Raw genomic sequence first — 18,639 nt, forward strand, 5'->3', positions numbered from 1 at the left:
AGCAGTAAAGCCAGCCGTTAATGTCGCTAAGCTAGGGCCTGTTGACCTTTATTGTACACCAAAGGTCAACAAGCCCCAGTAACTTATTCAAACTGAGACAGGTAATCTCGCAACATAAGGCCCATGGTTGAAAATAGCGGGTTTGCTTTAGGTACCGCACACTCTTCTTGCTGATTAACCATGCTTGCGTTGAAATTCATTTTATTGAGCAAGCTTGTATTCACAACTAAATCTGCATGGCACAACCCGTACGATTCATCGATAACGAAAAAGGTATTCGGACCTTTACTTGCGTCCATTAACTGCTCTATGCCGCGAATTGGCGTGGTTACATCAGCTTGAGAATGAGCGGCAAATAGCGGCACTTCAATTTGCTGTCCTTCCTCGACTTTGTCCCGAATGATGTTTATTAAATCCATCAATTCCAACCCTGCTAAACCTGCCACATTTGGATACTTATAAGGGTTGGGGCCATGAGTTTGATAGGTTCCATCAATAATTCTGGCTAAAAGTTTAATGCCCCAAATTCGAGACATACTTTCAGCATTATCAGACAGCGCCAGCGCGCCAGAAAATAGCATAAGACCATCAATATTATTTACTTCGTTTCCTGCACTATCCAGATAATGTTCAACCGCCAGCGCACCACCTGTAGAGAAGCCACCTACAAGCAAAGTATCACCCATGCTATCAGCCAATTTAATGACTTCATCAACATGCCCCTGCCAGCGCTCAGCTAAATCCCAGTCAGACATGTCATCATCTGCATCTCGTTTACCATGCCCAGGCAAAAGCGGCACGACTACAGTAAAACCCTGTTCAAATAAGATGTTGGCGATTTCACGCATAAAGAAAGGTGAGTCGCTTAAGCCGTGGATAAGCACTGCCACCTTGCTGCTTGATTTGTTGGTCAGCATGAAAGGCGAATTGCCTTCATTGCGCAATACGTTGCTGCATACCGAAAAACGATTGAGTGCCGTTTCTCTACACGGCTGGGTTTGGCCCCACTCTTTTTCGTAAAATGCTTTGAACTGATTTTGAAGGTCTGAAAAACTTCTGCTTTTCATTTCGCTCGTATCGGGTATAGATAAATTTGCGGCTATAGCCATATTTACACCTAAAAGCGCAACAATACCTATGAGCATTTTTACAAAAAACTTCGATGACACTATTATTCTCCGCTACGGATAATTAATAAAAAACGGGAGCAGTTTACCATGCTCCCGTTTCTTGTGACGATTAATACGTATATTACGTTAGCTAAAGTAAACCTCTAGATCGTCAGAACCACCGATATGTTTACCACCGATAAAGACCTGCGGCACAGTTTCACGACCGCTAATCGCCGTTAAGCTGGTTAGTGATGCATCTTTGCCCAACACGATTTCTTCGTACTCGTAGCCTTTTTCATCAAGCAGTTTTTTCGCTTTAGCACAGAAAGGACAACCCGGTTTTGTGATAATAGAAACAGGTGCGTTAGTTTGCTCCTCTGGCGCAATGTAAGCCAGCATGGTATCTGCATCCGACACCTCAAACGGGTCGCCAGCTACATCAGGTTCAATAAACATTTTGTCTACCACGCCATCTTTCACTAGCATCGAGTAACGCCAACTTCTTTTGCCGAAACCCAAATCCGCTTTATCGACTAGCATACCCATGCCATCGGTAAATTCTCCGTTACCGTCGGGAATAACGGTTATGTTAGCGGCTTCTTGATCTGCGGCCCATGCATTCATAACGAAAGTATCGTTTACCGATACACAAACAATCTCATCAATGCCGTGTTTCGCAAACTTTTTCGCTAAAGCGTTATAGCGAGGCAAGTGGGTAGAAGAACAGGTTGGTGTAAAAGCACCTGGAAGTGAGAAGACCACAACATTTTTGCCAGAAAATAATTCATCTGTCGTTTTCGTTACCCACGTCTCACCTTCTCGGCACGGAAATGAAACGCTAGGTACTTTTTGGCCTTCTTTGGAAGTGAAGCGACTTTCTGACATAACAACCTCTTATCGGTAATCTCAATTATAAAGTAAGAAGACTAGAATGAGTTTTTGCACAAATCAATAGGTATTGTCTTACATTCGTTAATATCGATTTTGATGCTGAACCTAGCTGATAGCCTGCCTATGCTTTGAGTGGAGGTTAGGTACGGTCGTAACACCATTCACGACCCACCGTAACGCTCAGTATTTTAACATAAGCGATATTCGAGGGTTATCACCATGATTATTTTGGTTGGTGGAGAAAAAGGCGGTAGCGGAAAGAGCTGCCTGGCACAAAACATTGCAGTGTATCTTCGCACTGAAAAAGGTGCCAAGGTGTTAATGGTCGACTGTGACCCGCAGCGAACGACCTCAGACTGGATCCAAGAGCGTAAAGCTAACCCTCGTCTCGCTGAAATTAACTGTGTTCAGTTATACGGTAAAATACGTAACGAATTACTTAGCCTGCGTCAGTATTACGATTACGTTGTAATAGACTGTGGTGGACAAGATAACCTAGCGCTTCGCTCGTCAATGGCGGTTGCTGACCATATACTGATTCCACTTAGACCCAAACGTCGCGATCTCAAAACGGTACCTCACATGGAAGATATTTTATCTACCTGTAAAATGGTTAACCCGAAAATGAACGCCGCGTTCGTTATCACACAGTGCCCTTCTCTACCTAGCCTGGCAAACCGTATTCTAGAGGCAAAAGAAGTGTGTCGCTCATTTGGTATTCCCGTCCTAAACTCTGTTACTTTTAGTAGAAACATGTATGACGATTCAGAAGAGTCAGGGCAGTCAGTTATTGAGAGTGAACCAGAAGGTAAAGCGGCCACAGAAATAAGAACCTTGTTTGAAGAGCTACTAGCTGGCAAAGTGGAGGATGCTTATGAGTTTACTCAACCTCAAAAAGTCGAAGCCGTTAGCTAAGCCCAATCTACGAACTGTAGAAGATTTTATCGACGATGCGCTGCTTTATGCCCAAGGTAAAGTGGATAAAAAGCAACCATCGGCGGCAAAAAACGATTTAAAAGACGTTCGTACAGACCGCGTTGTGCCGATAAGAAAGCCTGCAAAATCAGAAGGTATGCGACATGCTACCTTTACGTTAACACCGCAATGTATTGAAAAACTTGCAAACATTGCCCAAAAGACAGGTAAAGCCAAGTCTGCACTGATTCGAGAGTGGATTGAAAATAACAGCATAAATTAGACTAAAGTATAAATCCAAATACGTATTTCATTCGTTTTATCCTTCACAATAATAATGTTGCCTTGGCGTTAGCCTACTGGGATACTCACCGACAGCATGTTCTGACAGCGTATAGGAGATACAATCGAATGGGCCGTGAAGGATTTAGCACAGTGCGCGTGCTGGTGTGTGCCCTGCTAATTGCTGTGCATGGCGCACAGGTAAAAACGGTAGAAGCGTTCGAGCTTTTCAATACCGAGATTGCTGATGTCGAGAACCTTTTAAATGCCAAGCAATATGCTGACGCCGATAGCAAGGCACTGTTGCTTTTAGAGCAAGCGCTACAACAGCAACAAATGTCTGCTGATACATTTTCTGCCCTCGGACTCTTACTTCAAAACGCATCGCGTTTTGAGGTGTCAAAAGCCATTTTTAATGCCGCCTTAGAGCGCTACACCACAGATGGTGAATTAAACAAAATGGCGTCAACGCTATTACAACTAGCCACCTCAGAAAGACACCTTTCAAATTATTCCATTGCACTGACTTATGTGCGTCGCGCTATGTCTATTGCTCAAATTGAGCGTAATGAATTACTTAAGGCTAAATTGAACCTTGAGCTAGGCATAATTCAACAAGAACAAGGCGAAATTGAAACCGCTTTGGAGCCGTTAAAGCAAGCGCTACGTTATTTTCGTGAAAATAACATGGCCAGTGAAATGAGTGTTACGTTGCTACGCATCGGTGAGATATACAGTTTGCTCAATCAAGCTACTTTGGCTCATACCTACTACCAAGACGCTTTCGACAGTATCGAGGAAACACAGGAGACCCGATTACTTGGTGTGATCAAAACTCGTATTGGTGCCCTATCTCTCAAAACAGGCTCTGTAGACCAAGCAATAAGAGCAATTAACGAAGGTCTTGAACTCCTGCTATCCACCTTTGATGTAGGGGCCATAGCCGAAGCAAAAATGCTATTGGGAAGAGCATTGGTTGAAAACGGCGATACAGCTAAAGGGCGAGAGTTATTGCAAGAAGCCATGCAATTTGCCGATTCATCGGGTCAGGCAAAATTGGTCAAAGAAGGCAGACTCGCTTTAGCGCAAGCCTATATGAAAGAGCAGAGTTTCGAATTAGCCTTAGAAGAGGCCCGCACGGGTACTATTGACGCGAGAAAAAATAGAGACCTTAGAGGACAGCTTAGTTTTCTGTCGTTACAGCTAAGCGCCTTTGTATCACTAGGCGAATTCAAAAAAGCCTTAGATATTCAATCTGTTATGCAGCAGTTGCGTGAGGTGCTACTTGATTCAGAAAACAAGTCTGCCATTGAAGGCCTGCAGGCTGAGATTGAGCTTGTGAGGCAATCTAGGACGTTGGAGAAACTGGAAGAGTCCAAGCAGCTGGCGTTAGCGCAAGCTGAGCGAGAAAACCTGCAGACGACTCTTTTTTGGAGTATATCATTAGCAGCGTTACTCTTGACGTTTTTAGTGTGGAGCCGCTACAAACAACGTCAGCAAACGATTATTTTGCGCCGAGAAGTACGCCAGCAAACACTAAATCTTCAAGAAAAAAATCAAGAACTGGAAAGAGCCTATAAAACGCTAGAAGAGGTAAGCCTGCGCGATCCGTTAACGGGTTTGTACAATAGGCACTACCTCGAATCGCAGCTTCCCGGTGAAATAAGGCGCAGCCAGTTCTCGGCAAAACAAAGCCCCAGTACAGGAAAGACGAAACAAGACTTACTTTGCTTACTTATTGATATCGACCACTTTAAGCGCATCAACGACGACTATGGGCATATTGCCGGCGATAAAGTGCTATCAGCGTTTGCCAATGTCCTCAAAGAGGTGTTCAGACAAACGGATTTAATTATTCGATGGGGAGGCGAGGAGTTTTTGGTGGTTTGTCGCCAATCTACTCGTGAAGAGCTCCCTGAGGTTGCCGAGCGCTGCCGAGAAATGGTCGCTAACACTCCTTTTGATATCGGCTTAGAAAAACCAATCAATATTACTTGTAGCATTGGCTTTTCGCTGCTTCCTCCAGATAGAGAGGAAGACTTTGATACCGCGTGGAAACGCACATTCGCCGTTATCGATTACGCGCTGTATGCCACCAAATTATCAGGGAGAAATGGATGGGTTGGCGTAATCGAAACGCTTAAAACTCCAAGGGAATACCCCACTCCACTAGATACGAAGTTTAATTTTCCTGGTTCGAGAATTGCCACATCGTTCAACAACGTGGCAAGTATCAAATGGCCGGAGACCCTCGAGAAATAGCAGTAGAGGAATAGAGATATGTACAGAGGAAGCTGCAGCTGCCAAGCAATTCAATATGAAATAGATCATATCGGAGAGCTTGACGCCGATGACGAAACGCTAAGCCATTCAGATACCAGTGAACTGCGCGTTACAATTGAAAAAGAGCAGCTGGTTATTGACTGTGCACCGTCAGCGCTAGCGGAACTACACGAGGCTAATGACGAAACCCACCACGTGTGTAACACTTGTGGGAGCGTTATCTTTGTTGAGCGTGGCTCTAACCAAGTGTCGGTTGAGGTGACCTTCAGCGGTCATGACGTCTTAGCAGAGTCTCACTGCCAGTTTGTCTTTTAGGTGGGTACACAAGGATAAAGGCGAACTGCGAGTTCGCCCAGATACCAACAGGTGAGAAGTACATTTCTCTCCTGTTTGGTAGTCATGTCTACCCTAGTCGCTATTTTTGATGTCTTCCATATGGTATTTATCAATGAGCGAATACAACGTGGGACGAGTGACGCCAAGTAATTCTGCCGTTTTCGACATATTCTTATCTGCTTTTTGATAGGCCCTGCGAATAGCTCGACTTTCAGCAATTTCTCGCACTTCACGCAGATTCAACGTTTCAGGCTCATCATGAGCATCTACAGGCATCAAGCCTAAATCGTCAGGTTGAATTACCGTACCTTCAGCCATAATAACCGCCGACTTTAGCTTGTTTTGCATTTCTCGAATGTTGCCCGGCCACTTATGGGCTAGCATGGCGTTAACTGCAGTTTCTGAAAAGCTCTTCGCTTTAGCTTTGAATTCTTCGCGATAAATATTCAAGAACGTACGTGCAAGTAAAATAATGTCTTGGTCTCGTTCACGTAAAGGAGGGATCATGATCGGCATTTCCCCCACACGGTAATATAAATCTTCCCTGAACGTTTCTTGCGCCACCATAGCCTGTAAATCGCGGTGCGTTGCACAAATTACGCGTATATCAACGGGAATTTCATTGCGTCCACCAACGCGCTCGATCACGCGCTCCTGCAAAAACCGAAGCATCTTAGCTTGCAGACCAATGGGCATATCACCAATCTCATCTAAAAACAGTGTTCCGCCTTGTGCTGTTTCTATCTTGCCGACGGTGGTTTTGTTCGCGCCAGTAAACGCCCCTTTTTCGTAACCGAACAACTCACTTTCTAGTAAGTTCTCTGGGATAGACGCACAGTTAATAGCAACAAAAGGTTTGTCTTTTCTAGGGCTGTGTTCGTGAATACTGCGCGCGAAAACTTCTTTACCTGTGCCACTTTCACCAAGTAACAGAGTGCTTATGTCGGTATTGGCAATTTTCTCAGCGCGACGTACCACTTTTTGAATAGCTTCGCTGTTACCCACTATTCTGGACATGCCAGAACGGGTGCGGGCAAGAATGCTATTCTCATGCTCTAACTTAGACAGGTTAAGCGCACGGTGCACCAATAATTTGATGGTATCTGAATCGATAGGCTTCTGATAAAAATCGTATGCCCCAAAATCGATTGCTTTTAATGCGTGTTGTTTATCGTTATTACCTGTAACAACGATAACTTTGGTTCTAGGCGCTAGCGCAATGATGTCGTGAAGAATACGCAAACCTTCCGACGCATTCGCTGGATCTGGCGGAAGCCCTAAATCTAGGGTAACAACCTTAGGTTCAAAACGACGGAGTTGGGCTATGGCAGATGTGTGATCGTCCGCAAAAACAACGTTGTAATCGGTAAGACTCCATTTAAGTTGCTTTTGGATACCTAAATCATCATCTACTACCAAAATGGTATCGGTCATTTCATCATCCTATTATTCTACTTCATCCATCGAAAGGGAGTGGATTTGATAATATCCACTTTTTAGTTATACACCCTATCCTATCGGAAAATAAAGCGTAAAACAGCTACCGCGTCCAGGTTCACTTTGAACAGTTAGTTTGCCACCGATAGACTCGATATATGTTTTTGCATCATATGCACCAATACCCATACCAGCATTGCCTTTCGTGGTATCAAATGGCTTGAATAGTCGCTCTTCAATAAACGCTTTATCCATACCTGACCCTGTATCTTCTATCAAAACTAGCTGCGTTTTGTTGTCAGAATTTCCAGTAATCACCACGTCGACTTCTCCGTCATCTGCGGTTGCCTGCTGAGCGTTGCTGATTAGGTGATAAAGCACGTTTGCCACCTTATCCTTATCAACCGTCACGGCCGTTTCTTTTAGCACATGAACTGTTGGTAGCGGACGTAAACCTGAACAGCGGTTGTTGACCACATCTTTGGCCAGCTCCGAAATCAAAAATTCTGAGTTTACACCTTCTTCAACGGCCTTCTTATCAGTCAGCTGCTTGAGCATTTTTTCCATTCTTGCCTTAGTATGCTCCAAGGTTTCGAAGGTGTCTTCGATAAATTCAGGGTTGTGTTTATGCTGTTGAGCATTGGCAAGAATAAGGTCGACTTGAGCAAGTACATTTTTTAAGTCATGTAAAACGAACGCAGACATTCGATTGAATGCCGCAAATTGGGCGTTTTCTGCTACCACTTGAGCGGCCTCGTGGTGCTGCATGTATGTGCCTACTTGCTCAGATACGGCGGTTAGATAGTCTTTCACTTCCCAATTTAAAGTGATTTTTTCATTGTCTCCTGACGCGAGAACAGCAAATCCCCACAGTTTTCCCTCTTTTAAGAAAGGCACGAAGAGTTGGTAGCCCCATGCTTTTAGTGCATCTCTATCTAGCTTTAACCCCTCGTAATCGAATGGTTTGACGAGGTAGGCGTCCGTATCAATGATCCAGCCATTTTTGTCGCTGTAACTTGCGAGCGTTTCCAACGTTGTACAGGTAGCGTTGTTTTCTTTCGAATCAGTTGACGCTTCATTGTTATCTGTTGACGCAGTGTTTGTAATAGGTGATGCCTTAGCCACGCATTCATAGCCATTCTGCGTTACTTTAAACAGCAGACCTGACTCATATTGAATGGCGTTAAGCATTCCGGTTAGGCCAGCGTGGTAAACATCTGATGAGGTATCCCCTGCACGTGTTAACCACTGCGTTAATTTCACCCATTCAACCCGGTAGTCGAACTGATTCGCAAAGAAATGTTTAGTGATAAATACTTTTATCTTAGTGCGAAAGCCGTTGGACAAGAATACCGTGGCGAGCAATGCGAATGACATCACAACCAATATGATTTGAACCGTCGCTCCCCAGTTGCCTCCCATATAATTTATGGCGTAGCCGACAACAGCCATCACAAAAAGATAACCGCCCGCCACTAAGAGTAGAGAGCTGTGCAATACCACGTCCCGCGAGATAAAGATATCAATGCCCCAGTGATGAATTCGTCGAATCGATATGACGAGTAAGGGCATTAACAAGAAGTAAATATAGCCTCGTGCCGCTATGTAGCCAATTTCAACCTGGTTTACCATGGTAGCGTTTGCATAGGTAACGAACTCAAACAGGTTGGTAGCTCCCAGATAAATAATAATGGGTTTAAACGCCCACTGCTCACGCCCCGCCTGTCGATACACAACTTCCAGAAGAACAAGCACTTCTAATGACAGCACGATCAGTACAAGAAAGCTCCACGCGGGATTTACTACCAATAGATAAGGGGCGAGCAATGCTGCTAGTGCGGGGGCAATAATAATTAACGTTACAGGTCGTTTTAGAACGTCGAAGATATTACTAAAGCTGGTCTGTATACAGCCAGCCAAAAAGAGTAGCCATGCGAGCTGCTTAAGCACGTCAGCGCTGAGTAACCAGCTTAGCGAGATAGGTCCAAATAGCGAAGTGATTAAGGTTGTAGACCATAAAAAGGTGGCTGCGGTCGCCAACACCAATAAATGCTTGGCTACGCCGGGTTTGCGTACCGTTAACAACAGCAATAAAAGGGCTAAGTGCGCCAGACTATTTAACCCATAGCCTACATCTGAAATCATCCTTTTATCTCACCTTTATTATCATTATTTAGGAGATGAAATACAGGGAGGCGCATTGATGCAACGTCCCTGAAACCTTCGATATACAGCACATAACGTTTTTTAGCTAGGTACGGTGCGCAGGCATCGCCCGCGCTATGATAAAAACTATCGTTTACGGATCACTAGTGAGCCAATTGAATACCCTGCACCGAAAGAGCAAAGTACTCCCACGTCACCGGCAACCAGGTCTTCATGGTTTAAACCAAACGCAATCACAGAACCCGCAGAAGCCGTGTTGGCATACTCGTCCAACACAATTGGCGCTTCGGTACGGTCAGCATCGCGACCTAACAGGCGTTTGCAAATCAAGGTGTTCATATTGATATTAGCTTGGTGAAGCCACCAACGCTTGACGCCTTCTGGCGTAATGTCGTGACTCGCTAAATGCGCTTCAATATGCGCTGCTGCCAATGGACACACTTCCTTGAAAACTTTGCGACCCGCTTGATGGAACAGCTTATCAGGTCCATACGGATCAACGTCTTCGGCACGTGTCATGTAACCAAAATTAGAACGAATATTGTTTGAGAATTTCGTCAATGCTTTGGTGCTTAGCACGTCGTACACGTGCTCACTTTTGGCGGTTTCAGCAAGCTCAAGCACCGTCGCCGTAGCCACATCGCCAAAAATAAAGTGACTGTCGCGATCAGCGTAGTTAATTTGCGGTGAGACCAACTCAGGGTTAATAACCAACACGCGAGTCGCATTTTTCGCGCTCAGCATTTCATAGGCGCGATGCATACCGAACGTTGCTGCAGAACAAGCAACTAGCATATCGAAACCAAACCCTTCAATATTAAGGGCTTCTTGTACTTCAATTGCAATCGCAGGATAAGCACGCTGGGTGTATGCACACGACACAATCACAGCATCAATCTCATCGGCAGTAACATTGGCGGATGCAAGAGCTAACTTGGCCGCTTCGACGGCAATTTCACCTTGGTGAGAAAGTTCGTCATCTGCTCGAGGGGCAATCTTAGGCTTCATTCGAGTGATGTCTAGCGCACCCTCTTTTCGATAGATGTAGCGACTTTTAATTCCTGATGCTTTTTCGATGAACTCTGCACTTGAATAAGGCATTGCTGCTACATCACCTGATTCGATTTGCGCTTTATTTTCTTCGTTAAACGCATCTACGTAAGCATTGTAGCTATCTACGAGCTCTTCGTTAGTTATACTGTCTTTAGGGTGCCATACACCCACACCACTAATCACAACTTGCTGAGACATAGGCATTCTCTATTATTTGATAGCACTATGGCGGTATTGAGCATTGCGTTACTCTGTGTCCTAAACGCATCTATACCAGTGCAATTGAGCCTAATCGTATTTACCTTTAAAAATACGACTGCGTTTTATGTGTTATAGCTTACCCTAATCCTTAAACGGTGTAACCATAGTGAACGCAAGGAAAGCTCTATTCCTCCGTTTAATACCAGCACTCGCGCTAAGATTAAAACAGTGATCGGCTGGGCAATTACATTCATCCTTGCAGCAAGGCATGTCGCTCATCTGCGATGCTTTCACGCTTTTCACGCCTGCATTGCTAACTTGGACGCCGTCGAGCTGAGCGGGTTTGCTCTTGCTGTTTTTAGCACTTAAATCCGCATGTTGTGATGACAATTCTTGGTGCTGACAATGTGTATTAGCAGACTCAGGCATTCGAACCTGATGGTTAGCATGAGCAGCATCCGACTGCGGTGTCATCACCGCCATTGAATGAGCATGTTCGTATGAATGTTCGATAGATACAGCGCTACCTGACGACACGAGGGCCACCATTAAAAACAGTGTAAGGATAAACGAACTTGCATTCGCCGACCTATACCGTTTGCGCGTTAAACTAATCCGAAACTTTCTCAAATACTGTACTCAAAATATTGCTGTCTATTGTGCAACGAAATAATAGCGTGATGTGACCAAGCAGTAAAGCCAGCCGTTAATGTCGCTAAGCTAGGGCCTGTTGACCTTTATTGTACACCAAAGGTCAACAAGCCCCAGTAACTTATTCAAACTGAGACAGGTAATCTCGCAACATAAGGCCCATGGTTGAAAATAGCGGGTTTGCTTTAGGTACCGCACACTCTTCTTGCTGATTAACCATGCTTGCGTTGAAATTCATTTTATTGAGCAAGCTTGTATTCACAACTAAATCTGCATGGCACAACCCGTACGATTCATCGATAACGAAAAAGGTATTCGGACCTTTACTTGCGTCCATTAACTGCTCTATGCCGCGAATTGGCGTGGTTACATCAGCTTGAGAATGAGCGGCAAATAGCGGCACTTCAATTTGCTGTCCTTCCTCGACTTTGTCCCGAATGATGTTTATTAAATCCATCAATTCCAACCCTGCTAAACCTGCCACATTTGGATACTTATAAGGGTTGGGGCCATGAGTTTGATAGGTTCCATCAATAATTCTGGCTAAAAGTTTAATGCCCCAAATTCGAGACATACTTTCAGCATTATCAGACAGCGCCAGCGCGCCAGAAAATAGCATAAGACCATCAATATTATTTACTTCGTTTCCTGCACTATCCAGATAATGTTCAACCGCCAGCGCACCACCTGTAGAGAAGCCACCTACAAGCAAAGTATCACCCATGCTATCAGCCAATTTAATGACTTCATCAACATGCCCCTGCCAGCGCTCAGCTAAATCCCAGTCAGACATGTCATCATCTGCATCTCGTTTACCATGCCCAGGCAAAAGCGGCACGACTACAGTAAAACCCTGTTCAAATAAGATGTTGGCGATTTCACGCATAAAGAAAGGTGAGTCGCTTAAGCCGTGGATAAGCACTGCCACCTTGCTGCTTGATTTGTTGGTCAGCATGAAAGGCGAATTGCCTTCATTGCGCAATACGTTGCTGCATACCGAAAAACGATTGAGTGCCGTTTCTCTACACGGCTGGGTTTGGCCCCACTCTTTTTCGTAAAATGCTTTGAACTGATTTTGAAGGTCTGAAAAACTTCTGCTTTTCATTTCGCTCGTATCGGGTATAGATAAATTTGCGGCTATAGCCATATTTACACCTAAAAGCGCAACAATACCTATGAGCATTTTTACAAAAAACTTCGATGACACTATTATTCTCCGCTACGGATAATTAATAAAAAACGGGAGCAGTTTACCATGCTCCCGTTTCTTGTGACGATTAATACGTATATTACGTTAGCTAAAGTAAACCTCTAGATCGTCAGAACCACCGATATGTTTACCACCGATAAAGACCTGCGGCACAGTTTCACGACCGCTAATCGCCGTTAAGCTGGTTAGTGATGCATCTTTGCCCAACACGATTTCTTCGTACTCGTAGCCTTTTTCATCAAGCAGTTTTTTCGCTTTAGCACAGAAAGGACAACCCGGTTTTGTGATAATAGAAACAGGTGCGTTAGTTTGCTCCTCTGGCGCAATGTAAGCCAGCATGGTATCTGCATCCGACACCTCAAACGGGTCGCCAGCTACATCAGGTTCAATAAACATTTTGTCTACCACGCCATCTTTCACTAGCATCGAGTAACGCCAACTTCTTTTGCCGAAACCCAAATCCGCTTTATCGACTAGCATACCCATGCCATCGGTAAATTCTCCGTTACCGTCGGGAATAACGGTTATGTTAGCGGCTTCTTGATCTGCGGCCCATGCATTCATAACGAAAGTATCGTTTACCGATACACAAACAATCTCATCAATGCCGTGTTTCGCAAACTTTTTCGCTAAAGCGTTATAGCGAGGCAAGTGGGTAGAAGAACAGGTTGGTGTAAAAGCACCTGGAAGTGAGAAGACCACAACATTTTTGCCAGAAAATAATTCATCTGTCGTTTTCGTTACCCACGTCTCACCTTCTCGGCACGGAAATGAAACGCTAGGTACTTTTTGGCCTTCTTTGGAAGTGAAGCGACTTTCTGACATAACAACCTCTTATCGGTAATCTCAATTATAAAGTAAGAAGACTAGAATGAGTTTTTGCACAAATCAATAGGTATTGTCTTACATTCGTTAATATCGATTTTGATGCTGAACCTAGCTGATAGCCTGCCTATGCTTTGAGTGGAGGTTAGGTACGGTCGTAACACCATTCACGACCCACCGTAACGCTCAGTATTTTAACATAAGCGATATTCGAGGGTTATCACCATGATTATTTTGGTTGGTGGAGAAAAAGGCGGTAGCGGAAAGAGCTGCCTGGCACAAAACATTGCAGTGTATCTTCGCACTGAAAAAGGTGCCAAGGTGTTAATGGTCGACTGTGACCCGCAGCGAACGACCTCAGACTGGATCCAAGAGCGTAAAGCTAACCCTCGTCTCGCTGAAATTAACTGTGTTCAGTTATACGGTAAAATACGTAACGAATTACTTAGCCTGCGTCAGTATTACGATTACGTTGTAATAGACTGTGGTGGACAAGATAACCTAGCGCTTCGCTCGTCAATGGCGGTTGCTGACCATATACTGATTCCACTTAGACCCAAACGTCGCGATCTCAAAACGGTACCTCACATGGAAGATATTTTATCTACCTGTAAAATGGTTAACCCGAAAATGAACGCCGCGTTCGTTATCACACAGTGCCCTTCTCTACCTAGCCTGGCAAACCGTATTCTAGAGGCAAAAGAAGTGTGTCGCTCATTTGGTATTCCCGTCCTAAACTCTGTTACTTTTAGTAGAAACATGTATGACGATTCAGAAGAGTCAGGGCAGTCAGTTATTGAGAGTGAACCAGAAGGTAAAGCGGCCACAGAAATAAGAACCTTGTTTGAAGAGCTACTAGCTGGCAAAGTGGAGGATGCTTATGAGTTTACTCAACCTCAAAAAGTCGAAGCCGTTAGCTAAGCCCAATCTACGAACTGTAGAAGATTTTATCGACGATGCGCTGCTTTATGCCCAAGGTAAAGTGGATAAAAAGCAACCATCGGCGGCAAAAAACGATTTAAAAGACGTTCGTACAGACCGCGTTGTGCCGATAAGAAAGCCTGCAAAATCAGAAGGTATGCGACATGCTACCTTTACGTTAACACCGCAATGTATTGAAAAACTTGCAAACATTGCCCAAAAGACAGGTAAAGCCAAGTCTGCACTGATTCGAGAGTGGATTGAAAATAACAGCATAAATTAGACTAAAGTATAAATCCAAATACGTATTTCATTCGTTTTATCCTTCACAATAATAATGTTGCCTTGGCGTTAGCCTACTGGGATACTCACCGACAGCATGTTCTGACAGCGTATAGGAGATACAATCGAATGGGCCGTGAAGGATTTAGCACAGTGCGCGTGCTGGTGTGTGCCCTGCTAATTGCTGTGCATGGCGCACAGGTAAAAACGGTAGAAGCGTTCGAGCTTTTCAATACCGAGATTGCTGATGTCGAGAACCTTTTAAATGCCAAGCAATATGCTGACGCCGATAGCAAGGCACTGTTGCTTTTAGAGCAAGCGCTACAACAGCAACAAATGTCTGCTGATACATTTTCTGCCCTCGGACTCTTACTTCAAAACGCATCGCGTTTTGAGGTGTCAAAAGCCATTTTTAATGCCGCCTTAGAGCGCTACACCACAGATGGTGAATTAAACAAAATGGCGTCAACGCTATTACAACTAGCCACCTCAGAAAGACACCTTTCAAATTATTCCATTGCACTGACTTATGTGCGTCGCGCTATGTCTATTGCTCAAATTGAGCGTAATGAATTACTTAAGGCTAAATTGAACCTTGAGCTAGGCATAATTCAACAAGAACAAGGCGAAATTGAAACCGCTTTGGAGCCGTTAAAGCAAGCGCTACGTTATTTTCGTGAAAATAACATGGCCAGTGAAATGAGTGTTACGTTGCTACGCATCGGTGAGATATACAGTTTGCTCAATCAAGCTACTTTGGCTCATACCTACTACCAAGACGCTTTCGACAGTATCGAGGAAACACAGGAGACCCGATTACTTGGTGTGATCAAAACTCGTATTGGTGCCCTATCTCTCAAAACAGGCTCTGTAGACCAAGCAATAAGAGCAATTAACGAAGGTCTTGAACTCCTGCTATCCACCTTTGATGTAGGGGCCATAGCCGAAGCAAAAATGCTATTGGGAAGAGCATTGGTTGAAAACGGCGATACAGCTAAAGGGCGAGAGTTATTGCAAGAAGCCATGCAATTTGCCGATTCATCGGGTCAGGCAAAATTGGTCAAAGAAGGCAGACTCGCTTTAGCGCAAGCCTATATGAAAGAGCAGAGTTTCGAATTAGCCTTAGAAGAGGCCCGCACGGGTACTATTGACGCGAGAAAAAATAGAGACCTTAGAGGACAGCTTAGTTTTCTGTCGTTACAGCTAAGCGCCTTTGTATCACTAGGCGAATTCAAAAAAGCCTTAGATATTCAATCTGTTATGCAGCAGTTGCGTGAGGTGCTACTTGATTCAGAAAACAAGTCTGCCATTGAAGGCCTGCAGGCTGAGATTGAGCTTGTGAGGCAATCTAGGACGTTGGAGAAACTGGAAGAGTCCAAGCAGCTGGCGTTAGCGCAAGCTGAGCGAGAAAACCTGCAGACGACTCTTTTTTGGAGTATATCATTAGCAGCGTTACTCTTGACGTTTTTAGTGTGGAGCCGCTACAAACAACGTCAGCAAACGATTATTTTGCGCCGAGAAGTACGCCAGCAAACACTAAATCTTCAAGAAAAAAATCAAGAACTGGAAAGAGCCTATAAAACGCTAGAAGAGGTAAGCCTGCGCGATCCGTTAACGGGTTTGTACAATAGGCACTACCTCGAATCGCAGCTTCCCGGTGAAATAAGGCGCAGCCAGTTCTCGGCAAAACAAAGCCCCAGTACAGGAAAGACGAAACAAGACTTACTTTGCTTACTTATTGATATCGACCACTTTAAGCGCATCAACGACGACTATGGGCATATTGCCGGCGATAAAGTGCTATCAGCGTTTGCCAATGTCCTCAAAGAGGTGTTCAGACAAACGGATTTAATTATTCGATGGGGAGGCGAGGAGTTTTTGGTGGTTTGTCGCCAATCTACTCGTGAAGAGCTCCCTGAGGTTGCCGAGCGCTGCCGAGAAATGGTCGCTAACACTCCTTTTGATATCGGCTTAGAAAAACCAATCAATATTACTTGTAGCATTGGCTTTTCGCTGCTTCCTCCAGATAGAGAGGAAGACTTTGATACCGCGTGGAAACGCACATTCGCCGTTATCGATTACGCGCTGTATGCCACCAAATTATCAGGGAGAAATGGATGGGTTGGCGTAATCGAAACGCTTAAAACTCCAAGGGAATACCCCACTCCACTAGATACGAAGTTTAATTTTCCTGGTTCGAGAATTGCCACATCGTTCAACAACGTGGCAAGTATCAAATGGCCGGAGACCCTCGAGAAATAGCAGTAGAGGAATAGAGATATGTACAGAGGAAGCTGCAGCTGCCAAGCAATTCAATATGAAATAGATCATATCGGAGAGCTTGACGCCGATGACGAAACGCTAAGCCATTCAGATACCAGTGAACTGCGCGTTACAATTGAAAAAGAGCAGCTGGTTATTGACTGTGCACCGTCAGCGCTAGCGGAACTACACGAGGCTAATGACGAAACCCACCACGTGTGTAACACTTGTGGGAGCGTTATCTTTGTTGAGCGTGGCTCTAACCAAGTGTCGGTTGAGGTGACCTTCAGCGGTCATGACGTCTTAGCAGAGTCTCACTGCCAGTTTGTCTTTTAGGTGGGTACACAAGGATAAAGGCGAACTGCGAGTTCGCCCAGATACCAACAGGTGAGAAGTACATTTCTCTCCTGTTTGGTAGTCATGTCTACCCTAGTCGCTATTTTTGATGTCTTCCATATGGTATTTATCAATGAGCGAATACAACGTGGGACGAGTGACGCCAAGTAATTCTGCCGTTTTCGACATATTCTTATCTGCTTTTTGATAGGCCCTGCGAATAGCTCGACTTTCAGCAATTTCTCGCACTTCACGCAGATTCAACGTTTCAGGCTCATCATGAGCATCTACAGGCATCAAGCCTAAATCGTCAGGTTGAATTACCGTACCTTCAGCCATAATAACCGCCGACTTTAGCTTGTTTTGCATTTCTCGAATGTTGCCCGGCCACTTATGGGCTAGCATGGCGTTAACTGCAGTTTCTGAAAAGCTCTTCGCTTTAGCTTTGAATTCTTCGCGATAAATATTCAAGAACGTACGTGCAAGTAAAATAATGTCTTGGTCTCGTTCACGTAAAGGAGGGATCATGATCGGCATTTCCCCCACACGGTAATATAAATCTTCCCTGAACGTTTCTTGCGCCACCATAGCCTGTAAATCGCGGTGCGTTGCACAAATTACGCGTATATCAACGGGAATTTCATTGCGTCCACCAACGCGCTCGATCACGCGCTCCTGCAAAAACCGAAGCATCTTAGCTTGCAGACCAATGGGCATATCACCAATCTCATCTAAAAACAGTGTTCCGCCTTGTGCTGTTTCTATCTTGCCGACGGTGGTTTTGTTCGCGCCAGTAAACGCCCCTTTTTCGTAACCGAACAACTCACTTTCTAGTAAGTTCTCTGGGATAGACGCACAGTTAATAGCAACAAAAGGTTTGTCTTTTCTAGGGCTGTGTTCGTGAATACTGCGCGCGAAAACTTCTTTACCTGTGCCACTTTCACCAAGTAACAGAGTGCTTATGTCGGTATTGGCAATTTTCTCAGCGCGACGTACCACTTTTTGAATAGCTTCGCTGTTACCCACTATTCTGGACATGCCAGAACGGGTGCGGGCAAGAATGCTATTCTCATGCTCTAACTTAGACAGGTTAAGCGCACGGTGCACCAATAATTTGATGGTATCTGAATCGATAGGCTTCTGATAAAAATCGTATGCCCCAAAATCGATTGCTTTTAATGCGTGTTGTTTATCGTTATTACCTGTAACAACGATAACTTTGGTTCTAGGCGCTAGCGCAATGATGTCGTGAAGAATACGCAAACCTTCCGACGCATTCGCTGGATCTGGCGGAAGCCCTAAATCTAGGGTAACAACCTTAGGTTCAAAACGACGGAGTTGGGCTATGGCAGATGTGTGATCGTCCGCAAAAACAACGTTGTAATCGGTAAGACTCCATTTAAGTTGCTTTTGGATACCTAAATCATCATCTACTACCAAAATGGTATCGGTCATTTCATCATCCTATTATTCTAC

17 protein-coding genes are annotated in these 18,639 nt (G+C 44.6%); 8 read left to right on the top strand and 9 right to left on the bottom strand.

The window, feature by feature from the left end:
- Positions 1-83 precede the first annotated feature (83 nt).
- Both MASE_RS14230 and MASE_RS14235 read right to left on the bottom strand, forming a co-directional pair.
- A complete protein-coding gene (locus MASE_RS14230; protein WP_187289714.1) occupies positions 84-1,172 on the bottom strand; it encodes an alpha/beta hydrolase in 1,089 nt (362 codons plus the stop codon).
- A gap of 84 nt (positions 1,173-1,256) precedes the next feature.
- Complete coding sequence (locus MASE_RS14235; protein WP_014950446.1) at positions 1,257-1,997, bottom strand: glutathione peroxidase; 741 nt, start codon at positions 1,995-1,997, stop codon at positions 1,257-1,259.
- Positions 1,998-2,222: 225 nt separating this feature from the next.
- Between MASE_RS14235 and MASE_RS14240 the strand changes: the two genes are divergently transcribed.
- The 4 genes from MASE_RS14240 (at position 2,223) to MASE_RS14255 (ending at position 5,798) form a co-directional block, all read left to right on the top strand.
- Positions 2,223-2,918, top strand: a complete 696-nt coding sequence (locus MASE_RS14240) for an AAA family ATPase (protein WP_014950447.1) — start codon at positions 2,223-2,225, stop codon at positions 2,916-2,918.
- On the top strand, positions 2,878-3,201 hold the full coding sequence (locus tag MASE_RS14245) for a hypothetical protein (RefSeq protein ID WP_014950448.1): 324 nt from the start codon (positions 2,878-2,880) through the stop codon (positions 3,199-3,201). Before MASE_RS14240 ends, MASE_RS14245 begins: the two co-directional genes overlap by 41 nt.
- Before the next feature lie 128 nt (positions 3,202-3,329).
- On the top strand, positions 3,330-5,462 hold the full coding sequence (locus MASE_RS14250) for a GGDEF domain-containing protein (protein ID WP_014950449.1): 2,133 nt from the start codon (positions 3,330-3,332) through the stop codon (positions 5,460-5,462).
- Positions 5,463-5,480: 18 nt separating this feature from the next.
- Positions 5,481-5,798: a GFA family protein gene (locus tag MASE_RS14255; RefSeq protein WP_014950450.1), complete on the top strand. Its 318-nt coding sequence runs from the start codon at positions 5,481-5,483 to the stop codon at positions 5,796-5,798.
- A 93-nt stretch (positions 5,799-5,891) separates the two neighbouring features.
- Here MASE_RS14255 and prsR (MASE_RS14260) read toward each other — a convergent pair whose 3' ends face one another.
- From prsR (MASE_RS14260) to MASE_RS14285, 6 genes are all read right to left on the bottom strand, one after another.
- Positions 5,892-7,253, bottom strand: a complete 1,362-nt coding sequence (gene prsR, locus MASE_RS14260; RefSeq protein ID WP_014950451.1) for a PEP-CTERM-box response regulator transcription factor — start codon at positions 7,251-7,253, stop codon at positions 5,892-5,894.
- 75 nt (positions 7,254-7,328) lie between these two features.
- Positions 7,329-9,401, bottom strand: a complete 2,073-nt coding sequence (prsK, locus tag MASE_RS14265; RefSeq protein ID WP_014950452.1) for an XrtA/PEP-CTERM system histidine kinase PrsK — start codon at positions 9,399-9,401, stop codon at positions 7,329-7,331.
- Between the two features lie 147 nt (positions 9,402-9,548).
- A complete protein-coding gene (locus MASE_RS14270) occupies positions 9,549-10,673 on the bottom strand; it encodes a beta-ketoacyl-ACP synthase III (RefSeq protein ID WP_014950453.1) in 1,125 nt (374 codons plus the stop codon).
- A gap of 144 nt (positions 10,674-10,817) precedes the next feature.
- Positions 10,818-11,213 carry a hypothetical protein gene (locus MASE_RS14275; protein ID WP_014950454.1) on the bottom strand — a complete coding sequence of 132 codons (396 nt, stop codon included), beginning with the start codon at positions 11,211-11,213 and terminating at the stop codon, positions 10,818-10,820.
- Positions 11,214-11,448: 235 nt separating this feature from the next.
- Positions 11,449-12,537 (bottom strand): alpha/beta hydrolase, encoded by a 1,089-nt coding sequence (locus MASE_RS14280; RefSeq protein WP_187289714.1) that lies wholly within the window; start codon positions 12,535-12,537, stop codon positions 11,449-11,451.
- 84 nt (positions 12,538-12,621) lie between these two features.
- Positions 12,622-13,362 (bottom strand): glutathione peroxidase, encoded by a 741-nt coding sequence (locus MASE_RS14285; protein ID WP_014950446.1) that lies wholly within the window; start codon positions 13,360-13,362, stop codon positions 12,622-12,624.
- A 225-nt stretch (positions 13,363-13,587) separates the two neighbouring features.
- Between MASE_RS14285 and MASE_RS14290 the strand changes: the two genes are divergently transcribed.
- From MASE_RS14290 to MASE_RS14305, 4 genes are all read left to right on the top strand, one after another.
- On the top strand, positions 13,588-14,283 hold the full coding sequence (locus MASE_RS14290; RefSeq protein WP_014950447.1) for an AAA family ATPase: 696 nt from the start codon (positions 13,588-13,590) through the stop codon (positions 14,281-14,283).
- Entirely contained in the window at positions 14,243-14,566 is a 324-nt protein-coding gene (locus tag MASE_RS14295; protein ID WP_014950448.1) for a hypothetical protein, read from the top strand. Before MASE_RS14290 ends, MASE_RS14295 begins: the two co-directional genes overlap by 41 nt.
- Positions 14,567-14,694: 128 nt before the next feature.
- Positions 14,695-16,827 carry a GGDEF domain-containing protein gene (locus MASE_RS14300; RefSeq protein ID WP_014950449.1) on the top strand — a complete coding sequence of 711 codons (2,133 nt, stop codon included), beginning with the start codon at positions 14,695-14,697 and terminating at the stop codon, positions 16,825-16,827.
- Between the two features lie 18 nt (positions 16,828-16,845).
- Positions 16,846-17,163 (top strand): GFA family protein, encoded by a 318-nt coding sequence (locus tag MASE_RS14305; RefSeq protein WP_014950450.1) that lies wholly within the window; start codon positions 16,846-16,848, stop codon positions 17,161-17,163.
- Positions 17,164-17,256: 93 nt separating this feature from the next.
- Here the strand turns inward: MASE_RS14305 and prsR (MASE_RS14310) are convergent, their stop codons facing one another.
- Complete coding sequence (prsR, locus tag MASE_RS14310) at positions 17,257-18,618, bottom strand: PEP-CTERM-box response regulator transcription factor (protein WP_014950451.1); 1,362 nt, start codon at positions 18,616-18,618, stop codon at positions 17,257-17,259.
- Positions 18,619-18,639 lie beyond the last annotated feature (21 nt).

The sequence above is a fragment of the Alteromonas macleodii ATCC 27126 genome (assembly GCF_000172635.2).
Lineage (GTDB): Bacteria > Pseudomonadota > Gammaproteobacteria > Enterobacterales > Alteromonadaceae > Alteromonas > Alteromonas macleodii.

Coding starts and splice junctions, on each gene's coding strand:
- MASE_RS14245 (WP_014950448.1), top strand. CDS start 2,878: ATGAGTTTACTCAACCTCAAAAAGTCGAAGCCGTTAGCTAAGCCCAAT.
- prsK (WP_014950452.1), bottom strand. CDS start 9,401: ATGATTTCAGATGTAGGCTATGGGTTAAATAGTCTGGCGCACTTAGCC.
- MASE_RS14250 (WP_014950449.1), top strand. CDS start 3,330: ATGGGCCGTGAAGGATTTAGCACAGTGCGCGTGCTGGTGTGTGCCCTG.
- MASE_RS14255 (WP_014950450.1), top strand. CDS start 5,481: ATGTACAGAGGAAGCTGCAGCTGCCAAGCAATTCAATATGAAATAGAT.
- MASE_RS14300 (WP_014950449.1), top strand. CDS start 14,695: ATGGGCCGTGAAGGATTTAGCACAGTGCGCGTGCTGGTGTGTGCCCTG.
- prsR (WP_014950451.1), bottom strand. CDS start 18,618: ATGACCGATACCATTTTGGTAGTAGATGATGATTTAGGTATCCAAAAG.
- prsR (WP_014950451.1), bottom strand. CDS start 7,253: ATGACCGATACCATTTTGGTAGTAGATGATGATTTAGGTATCCAAAAG.
- MASE_RS14240 (WP_014950447.1), top strand. CDS start 2,223: ATGATTATTTTGGTTGGTGGAGAAAAAGGCGGTAGCGGAAAGAGCTGC.
- MASE_RS14305 (WP_014950450.1), top strand. CDS start 16,846: ATGTACAGAGGAAGCTGCAGCTGCCAAGCAATTCAATATGAAATAGAT.
- MASE_RS14270 (WP_014950453.1), bottom strand. CDS start 10,673: ATGTCTCAGCAAGTTGTGATTAGTGGTGTGGGTGTATGGCACCCTAAA.
- MASE_RS14295 (WP_014950448.1), top strand. CDS start 14,243: ATGAGTTTACTCAACCTCAAAAAGTCGAAGCCGTTAGCTAAGCCCAAT.
- MASE_RS14285 (WP_014950446.1), bottom strand. CDS start 13,362: ATGTCAGAAAGTCGCTTCACTTCCAAAGAAGGCCAAAAAGTACCTAGC.
- MASE_RS14235 (WP_014950446.1), bottom strand. CDS start 1,997: ATGTCAGAAAGTCGCTTCACTTCCAAAGAAGGCCAAAAAGTACCTAGC.
- MASE_RS14290 (WP_014950447.1), top strand. CDS start 13,588: ATGATTATTTTGGTTGGTGGAGAAAAAGGCGGTAGCGGAAAGAGCTGC.